At 43.2% G+C, this 8,926-nt stretch carries 8 protein-coding genes and 1 tRNA gene; 5 read left to right on the top strand and 4 right to left on the bottom strand.

All coding sequences use genetic code 11. The features are described from left to right. A partial coding sequence (locus tag GNE10_RS27795; RefSeq protein WP_397326521.1) for a PleD family two-component system response regulator occupies positions 1–387 on the top strand: 387 nt, incomplete at its 5' end. A gap of 315 nt (positions 388–702) precedes the next feature. Here GNE10_RS27795 and GNE10_RS27790 read toward each other — a convergent pair. After that, the gene (locus GNE10_RS27790) at positions 703–1,824 is read right to left on the bottom strand and encodes a geranylgeranyl reductase family protein (protein WP_185568790.1); all 1,122 of its coding nucleotides are present in this window, start codon (positions 1,822–1,824) and stop codon (positions 703–705) included. A 260-nt stretch (positions 1,825–2,084) separates the two neighbouring features. Next, positions 2,085–2,158, bottom strand: a tRNA-Pro gene (locus GNE10_RS27785). Between the two features lie 136 nt (positions 2,159–2,294). Between GNE10_RS27785 and lipA the strand changes: the two genes are divergently transcribed. The 4 genes from lipA to GNE10_RS27765 all read left to right on the top strand — a co-directional run bounded on the left by lipA (position 2,295) and on the right by GNE10_RS27765 (position 6,930). Then, positions 2,295–3,179 (top strand): lipoyl synthase, encoded by an 885-nt coding sequence (lipA, locus tag GNE10_RS27780; RefSeq protein WP_185568788.1) that lies wholly within the window; start codon positions 2,295–2,297, stop codon positions 3,177–3,179. A gap of 54 nt (positions 3,180–3,233) precedes the next feature. Further along, positions 3,234–4,181 carry an NAD(P)H-dependent glycerol-3-phosphate dehydrogenase gene (locus GNE10_RS27775; RefSeq protein WP_260447061.1) on the top strand — a complete coding sequence of 316 codons (948 nt, stop codon included), beginning with the start codon at positions 3,234–3,236 and terminating at the stop codon, positions 4,179–4,181. A 597-nt stretch (positions 4,182–4,778) separates the two neighbouring features. Next, on the top strand, positions 4,779–6,029 hold the full coding sequence (gene sigC, locus GNE10_RS27770) for an RNA polymerase sigma factor SigC (RefSeq protein WP_099066056.1): 1,251 nt from the start codon (positions 4,779–4,781) through the stop codon (positions 6,027–6,029). A gap of 445 nt (positions 6,030–6,474) precedes the next feature. Continuing rightward, positions 6,475–6,930, top strand: coding sequence for a Fur family transcriptional regulator (locus tag GNE10_RS27765; protein WP_073643287.1), 456 nt, complete (start codon positions 6,475–6,477; stop codon positions 6,928–6,930). 255 nt (positions 6,931–7,185) lie between these two features. Here the strand turns inward: GNE10_RS27765 and GNE10_RS27760 are convergent, their stop codons facing one another. Continuing rightward, complete coding sequence (locus GNE10_RS27760) at positions 7,186–8,322, bottom strand: peptidoglycan-binding protein (protein ID WP_185568786.1); 1,137 nt, start codon at positions 8,320–8,322, stop codon at positions 7,186–7,188. 9 nt (positions 8,323–8,331) lie between these two features. Beyond that, on the bottom strand, positions 8,332–8,926 hold a 595-nt coding region (locus tag GNE10_RS27755), incomplete at its 5' end, for a cobaltochelatase subunit CobN (protein ID WP_185568784.1).

Below are 8,926 nucleotides of genomic sequence, written 5' to 3'. Positions count from 1 at the left end.
CGGGCGGCTCATGGGTATGTAAACTTACCGAGTTTGCTTCTCTCTATTATATGCAGCTTCATATTAAATTGGTATAAACCCATTAACACAGAAAAACTTCTCAATGAAATTGGCTTATTACTTTCTCAAGGAACTTCCAGTAAAAAGGTATTGGTAGTTGATAAAAATGCCTCTACTTTAAAGACCTTATCAGATGTGCTACAAACTCAAGGATATAACGTAATTGAAGCTTCTAACCCTCAAGAATGCATTCATAAAGCTTTGTCAGCTAAACCTGACATGATCATTATTGATTCTATCTTTTCTCAAGAAGCCGATTTGGTGAAAACCCTACGCTTTGAGAAAGGTTTGGAGAATGTATTCTTCATTATGCTCTCCGATCGCTAATTTCGCAGGGAGTGGCTATGGTGTACACACAAGTTGGAAAAACCTTATCTATAAAAGATTTGAGGAAAGGTAGGGTGCGTTATGGACGTTAGTCCTAACGCAACGTAAATCTTTGGCGGTGCGTTACGCTGGCGCGATAACACACCCCACTGGCGTGTCAAGGCTAAAATGTCGCAATAGATTTTATTGTGGGATGGGTGTCCTCACCCGTCCGGGCGGGCAGGATGCCCACCCCACAAGAGTTTACTAATGCACTATTTTAGCTGTGTCAGTCCACTACCAGACTCCTAACTCCTCCCTCCTCACTCCTAACTCTCAATTGCTAAACCCAGGAATTAAACGCTTCAAGGCGCGACCGGCAATGTCGCCATAGCGTAGTTCGCCGCACATGATTTTACCCATGACTTGCGGAGCTGAGGGGTGCTTCACACCAACTTTGTAGCCAATGTTGGCAAATAGATAAAATGCTTTGGCTAATTTTTGCGCCCAAGCCATTTCAGTACCCCATTCTTCGTTAATGGCTTGGCTGTATTTTTCTAAAGCGTTAATGTCTCCAGCAAGTGCTTCATTGATACTTGCGGCTGCCAGTAAGCCACTAAAAATTGACGGGCGAATGCCTTCTGCCGTCATCGGATCGACTATACAAGCAGCTTCCCCAGCCAAAACCGCATTTTGAGTGTGCAGCTTTTGATTTCCATCCCAAATACAAAGGGGATGTCCATATTGTTTGCTGGTTGTAAGGTCTACATTTAATGATTTGGCGTACTCATCCAAAATCTTTTTAAAGTTTTGGGGTTGACCACCAATGAAAGTTCCCACACCAATAGAATAACCATCAGCTTTAGGAAAGTTCCAAAGATAGCCGTTTTTAATTAAGCCAAATTCAAAATGAATTGTCGGGTTGTGTTCTGCAATACCAGGAACTTCTGCTTCCAAAGCTCCTGTTAACACACGTTTGCGTTGTTGAAAACCCAGCCATTTGGCCATCGAGCCTTTGGCACCGTCAGCTGCGATTAAGTAACGCCCTGTAACTGGCTCGTTGGCTGTGTTCACTTGCCAATAATCACTTTGAAATTCAATACCAGTTACTTCAGTATTATCTTGGAGTTTGGCTCCTTGTTTCTGGGCTTGTTGGACTAAAAAATGATCGAAAACGTCCCGCCGCACCATCCAAACTGGTTCTTTGGTGGCGATTTTCGCTTCCACGGGGTCGCCTAGTTTCCAGGTGAAGCGGAGTAAGTCTGCTTTTAAAGAAATTGCTGGGCTAAAATCAAAGTCAAACCATTGAGCGATCGCTGGAGATACACCACCACCACAAGGTTTATATCTTGGCAGGGATTCTTTTTCTAAAACTAATACTGAGCGACCTTGCTTAGCTAAATGATATGCAGCCGTTCCACCAGCTGGCCCAGCACCGACAATGATGCAATCGTACATATTGCTGAAATTTTGCTTCTCAATTAGTTTAAGCTAACGCGCTTACCAATACCCATAGGGAATGGGCAATAAGCAACAGACAAAGAAAGTTGATTTTTATTTGGGTTTTACCGAAAGACGGCGAGAAAGCCCATTCCTTCTAAGTATGGGATGAATTTTCGCTCGTTGTCTTAGTCGTTAGTCAATAGTTATTATTAATGATTAATGACTCGAAATCCCCCAGCTTCAGACCGGGGGATGAGTTAAAATGCTTTTACATATCGGGATGACTGGATTCGAACCAGCGGCCCCTTCGTCCCGAACGAAGTGCGCTACCAAGCTGCGCTACATCCCGCCACAAAATTGGCATTATAAATCCAAAATATCACAACCCGTGCAAAATGACAAAATTACATTTATATGCGATCGCTTCATCAAAGGGTTTGCTTGCTACCATAAAATTTGTATAACTTTAGTGGTAAAAGCGGATTGTGACTGTAAAACCAGACTGGTTGCGGGTGAAAGCACCTGCGCGTGAGCGCATCGGTAACGTTAAAGACATTTTGCGGGATTTAGCCCTCAATACAGTTTGCGAGGAAGCGTCCTGTCCGAATATTGGTGAATGTTTCAACGCTGGTACTGCCACGTTTCTGATTATGGGGCCGGCTTGTACGCGTGCTTGTCCCTATTGCGATATCGATTTTGAGAAAAAACCCAAAGCATTAGACCCCACCGAACCTACACGACTGGCAGAAGCTGTTCGCCGCATGAAACTCAATCATGTGGTCATCACTTCTGTAAACCGAGATGATTTGCCAGATGGTGGCGCATCTCAATTTGTAGAGTGTATTCATGCAGTTCGTACCATCTCGCCCAACACCACAATTGAAGTACTGATTCCTGATTTGTGCGGTAATTGGAATGCTTTAGAGGTAATTCTCCAAGCTGCACCAGAGGTATTAAATCATAATACGGAAACTGTGCCACGCTTGTATCGTCGGGTGCGTCCCCAAGGCAACTACCATCGCACATTAGAATTGTTGCAGCGGACTCGCGAATTTTCTCCCAGCACCTACACTAAATCCGGTATCATGGTTGGACTCGGTGAAACTGATGCTGAAATCCGCCAAGTGATGCAAGACTTACGAAGTGTAGATTGCGATATCTTAACAATTGGACAATACCTCCAACCGAGTCAAAAACACCTGAAGGTGGATGAATTTATCCACCCAGAACAATTTTCTGCTTGGAAAGCATTCGGCGAAGAAATTGGATTTTTACAAATTGTTTCTTCACCATTGACAAGAAGTTCGTATCATGCAGAACAAGTCAGGGAATTAATGGAACGTTATCCCCGGTCAAGAGTTAGGAGTTAGGAGTTAGGAGTTAGGAGTTTAGAGTTTGGAATTAGGAGTTAGGAGTTAGGAATTATGAGCGAGCAGATGTACTCCAACTCAAAATACTGTGTTGCAGTTCTGGGTGCGGGTGCTTGGGGTATGGCGCTGGCAAATCTGGCAGATGCAAACGGTCATGAGGTGCGTCTCTGGTCGCGTCATGGTTCTCAAACTCTCGAAACAGTACTCAAAGATGTCCAAATAGTTTTGTCGGCTATCTCTATGACAGGTGTCAGAGATGTTGCTTTCCAAGTAAACTCTTTGTCCCTTTCTCCAGAGACAATTTTCATCACAGCAACGAAAGGCTTAGACCCCCAAACTACCTGTACGCCATCGCAAATTTGGCAAACCATATTTCCTAACCATGCAGTAGTTGTTCTCTCAGGGCCGAATTTATCTCAAGAAATTCAAATGCAGTTACCAGCAGCAACAGTGGTAGCGAGTAATATTTCCACTGCTGCTGAAGTAGTGCAGTTAGTATTTTCTTCACATCGTTTCCGGGTATATACCAATCCCGATCCCCTTGGTGTTGAACTAGGGGGAACTCTGAAAAATGTCATTGCGATCGCTGCTGGTGTGTGCGATGGTTTACAACTAGGAACTAATGCCAAAGCTGCTTTAGTCACCCGTGGACTTACAGAAATAATTCGCGTTGGTAATGACTGGGGGGCGAAGACGGAAACATTTTATGGTTTATCGGGTCTAGGAGATCTGTTAGCAACCTGTAACAGTCCCTTAAGTCGGAATTATCAAGTCGGCTATCAGCTAGCCGGTGGTAAAACACTTAGAGAAATTCTCACAAATTTGCAAGGAACCGCTGAGGGAGTTAACACTTGTCAGGTTTTGATACAACGAGCCAAGCAACAAAACATTGCTGTGCCAATTACCGAGCAAGTTTACCACTTACTTCAGGGTGAAATCACACCCCGACAAGCACTTGATGAATTGATGCTGCGAGATATCAAGCCTGAGTACAACTACTAGTTGTCGGATACGGGGACGCGGGGACGTGGAGACACGGAGACGCGGTGACACGGAGACGCGGTGACGGGGGGATACGGAGACGCTCTTAATCGATCGCAAACACTCTCCGCGTCCCCGTGTCTCCCACTCCCCGCGTCTGATTTCCCGCTAATCAGTTATTCCCAATCTATTAGTTAAACTTATTCCCAAATAATCCTGAGAAAAAATTGCTAAATCGTCAGGATATTACTTTCGTAGCCATGTAAATGTGACTATGACAAATATAAACAAAATATTTACTGAATTATGTTTATACGTTGTTACAAAAGTAACTATCAAAAACAATCCAATTTGAAATCTTAACTAAGTAGTTTAGATATTGAAAGCCTAGCTGCGGATTTGAATAGCTATTGGTTCAATCAGAAGCCTAGCAGCGATTAAGTTCAGTAATACTGTATTCAATAAAACCATTACACTAATTTTCTAAAAAAATTGTAATGGAATTCTCTTCCGTGTTATTTCTTCGCAAATCACGGGAACAATAGCAACAGTTGAATAGCTGACCGTAATCTTAAGCTGACCCTAATCTATTGTTACCTGGAGCCATTGAGACGCTTTATGCCAGCAACATCATTTTATGCAGATGCCGCCTACAATACCCAAAAGTCCCGACAGGTTTTGGACTCGGATCTCACGGTTGATGAAAGTGAGTTATCAGTAGAGGATCTACAAGAGTTAGAAATGGCTTCTGTAGACCATGCTAACTTAGCTGCTAACGCTAACCGTCGCAGTACAGACCTTGTACGTCTATATCTTCAGGAAATTGGTCGGGTTAGGTTGTTAGGGCGCGATGAAGAGGTTTCAGAAGCTCAAAAAGTTCAGCGTTATTTGCGGATGCGGATAGTACTTGCTAATGCCGCAAAGCAAGGAGATGAGGTAATTTCACCTTATCTGAGGTTAATTGAAGTTCAAGAGCGCTTGACTTCCGAATTGGGACATCGCCCGTCTTTAGAAAGGTGGGCTGCTACTGCTGGTGTCATCGTATCGGATCTCAGACCGATTTTGGCAGAGGGTAAACGTCGCTGGGCTGAAATTGCCAAGTTGACAGTGGAAGAATTGGAACAAATCCAGTCCCAAGGACTCCAGGCAAAAGAACACATGATTAAGGCTAATCTTCGCCTGGTTGTTTCTGTTGCTAAGAAGTACCAAAATCGTGGTTTGGAATTGTTGGATTTAGTCCAAGAAGGTACTTTAGGTCTAGAAAGGGCTGTAGAAAAATTTGACCCAACTAAGGGTTATCGGTTCAGTACCTATGCTTACTGGTGGATTCGTCAGGGAATTACGCGGGCGATCGCTACTTCTAGTCGCACCATCCGCCTACCAGTTCATATTACTGAAAAGCTCAACAAAATTAAAAAAGCCCAACGCAAAATTGCTCAAGAAAAAGGTCGCACCCCCACTCTAGAGGATCTAGCAACTGAGTTAGAAATGACACCTACACAAGTACGTGAAGTTTTGTTGCGGGTTCCTCGCTCAGTGTCCTTGGAAACCAAAGTAGGAAAAGATAAAGATACTGAGTTAGGAGAATTACTAGAAACTGACAATGTAACTCCAGAAGAAATGTTAATGCGAGAATCTTTACAAAAAGACTTGCATCATCTGTTGTCAGATTTAACTAGCCGGGAACGCGACGTAATTTTGATGCGATTTGGCTTAGCAGATGGCCATCCTTACTCTTTAGCAGAAATTGGCCGCGCTCTTGATTTGTCACGGGAACGAGTACGACAAATTGAATCCAAGGCTTTGCAAAAGCTACGCCAACCCAAGCGTCGCAACCTCATCCGCGATTATTTAGAGTCTCTAAGTTAGGGAACTCTAAGAAATAAACGACAGGTTGAAGTTGTTGATTGTTGACTGTTCACAGTTAACAGTCAGCAGCCAATAATAACAATGGAATATTTTTTTACTTGGAAAGTCTGAGTACCGCCAGCCGATACTCAGACTTTTCCCTTTATCATTTGAAAATTTTACCTGACAAGTGACTAGCGACAAAGAACTTTATTCGATCCCCAGACACAAAACTTATTACAAGCTTGTAGCAAATCATTTGCATCTAAGGGTTTAGCACTTTCTCTAGACCTTTGTTGTGAATCCCCTGAAGCTAGGGATCAATTGTTGGCTGATTTTTTATCTATAGTTTGATGAGTTTTTCTTAAGGATTTAATAAAGATTCTCAATAGGCGACGATTGTTGCAAATTGCTCCCAAGATTTGTTATATTCTCAACTAACAAGCTTTGTTGAGAAATATTAGCTATGACTGCCTACACAACTACTTCACTCAAAGCAGAACTGAATGAAAGAGGCTGGCGTTTAACTCCCCAACGCGAAACAATTTTACACATTTTTCAAGAACTTCCGCAAGGCGAACATTTAAGTGCGGAAGATCTTTATCATCGGCTAGAAACTGATGGTGAAGGGATCAGTCTGTCAACTATTTATCGGACTTTGAAGTTGATGGCAAGAATGGGGATTCTACGGGAATTAGAATTAGGTGAGGGACATAAGCATTATGAACTCAACCAGCCTTATCCCCATCACCACCATCACCTAATTTGTGTTCGTTGTAACTCAACAATTGAGTTTAAAAATGACTCAATTTTAAAAATTGGGGCGAAAACTGCTCAAAAAGAAGGCTTTCATTTACTTGACTGTCAAATGACAATCCATGCGGTATGTCCTAAGTGCCAACGAGCGCTGATGCCGCTTTGACAGTTGGGTAGAGAAAAAAACGAAACTACTCAAATTAACCAAATAAGTGACATTTTGAGCAGTTCCTTTCTTTGCTGTTACTGGAGGCTAGCAACCAGTTGAGGACTAATACTGACCACACGAAAGCGGATGCTAAGGTACTTCCAAGTAAAAAATATTCATGCATAAGACTGTTAATTGTTGACTATTGACTGTGAACCGTCAACGGTCAACAGTCAACAACCTGAACCGGAACCATTTATTTTTTGGAGTTCCCTAAAAGCGTCCGCTCTTAAGATCCTTGAGGCTAATGCCGTAGAATTCTTGGGCTTGTTTAATTGCTTTTTTGGTGTCATCTGCCATTACACCGTTGAGCTTGCCTTTATAAAAACCGCGCTCCCGCAATCGCGTTTGGATTTCCAGGACGCTAAAATCGCTTTTAGGGGTGGTATTGATTGAGCCATACAACTTAGCTCTCGTGGTTGGGCCAGCAACACCACTTGCTGCTAGGAAATTAGCCGCTTGAAATCTCTTGACAGCATCGGCAGTGTAGGGCCCATAGTAGCCATTTGGCTCTCCCTCTAAATATCCTGCTTGAATTAGGTGTTCTTGAAGTAATCTCACTGGCTCGCCGCGATCGCCAAGACGGAGTTTGCTTCGATCTGCTGGCTTTTGAGGAGCTTCTTCTCCATCACCAATGCCAACTGGTGGCAATTTACTTAATGTTGCCGGGCCAACAATTCCATCAACGTTCAAGTTGTAAGAATCTTGGAAGCGCTTAACAGATTCTTCAGTAATCGGGCCAAATATTCCTGTAGCGTTCCCGTAATAGAAGCCTGCAACTCTTAAGCGTTCTTGCAAAACTCTAACATTTTCGCCTTCATCTCCCTTCATCAAATAATTGGAATCGCGGCGTTGGTTGGTTACTGAATTAACTGCACTTGTAGTACTGGTTTTTTTAGTTTGTGTAGTCGCGGCAGTTTTTTTAGCTTGTGTAGTTGCGGTAGTGGGCTTTTTAACTTGCCAGTTGTCTAATTTTTGTAAAGTGGTTGGCCCCACAACACCGTTTACTTGTATGCCAGCAGCTTTTTGGAAGCGGCGCACAGATTCTTCTGTGGATGCATCATATACTTGGGTAATGGGAGCTTGATAAAAACCTGCTGATTTTAACTTTTGTTGTAAATTCCTGACAGAAGGGCCTTGGTCGCCTTTTTCCAGTGCCATAACGCTGCTGACAGCACTGAGAATAGACAAAGACAAAGCAAGGGGCAGCATATACTTCCAAGCCTTTCCAGAAAGCCGCCCCCAGTCTGGTGCAGTTGCATTGTTTAACAAAGAACTGAGCGAAATCAATTCACTGGGTGTGCCGTCTTCGTAGGCGTAAGCTAGGTGTAAATACGCAAGATTCTCCATAGTTTTTTCCTACACCATTGATTTTTCTTCGATAACTGCTTCAGCTTGATGTACTAGGTTTCTCAAGGTTTCTAATGTTCCGATATTTACATCCTGCCATAAATTGCGCTTGTGTGCTTCTAATAATCTTTCAGCAATATCACGCAGTGCATCAGGGTTCTTTTCCTCAATGAATTTTAAAACAACAGGATCGAGTAAATAAGCTTGTACAATGCCTTGATACATATAGTCTTCGACACATTTAGTTGTAGCATCATAGGCGAATAAATAGTCCACTGTGGCCGCCATTTCAAAAGCACCTTTATACCCATGACGCATAACTCCGGCAATCCACTTAGGATTAACTACACGAGAACGATACACCCGTGCGATTTCTTCTTTCAGTTGGCGGATTCGCGGTTGGGCAGGTATAGAATGATCCCCAAAATAAACTTGGGGATTTTTTCCTTGTAGAGAACGCACCGCAACAGTTAAGCCTCCCTGAAATTGGTAATAATCATCAGAATCGAGTAGGTCGTGTTCGCGGTTGTCTTGATTGTGGAGTACGACTTGCATTTGGGCTAGGCGTTGCTCGAAGATTTCGGGGGTGGGGAGAGGGGGAGAC

This window comes from Nostoc sp. 2RC (assembly GCF_014222165.1).
GTDB lineage: Bacteria > Cyanobacteriota > Cyanobacteriia > Cyanobacteriales > Nostocaceae > Nostoc > Nostoc linckia.
This window is presented reverse-complemented; position numbering and strand designations above follow the sequence as displayed.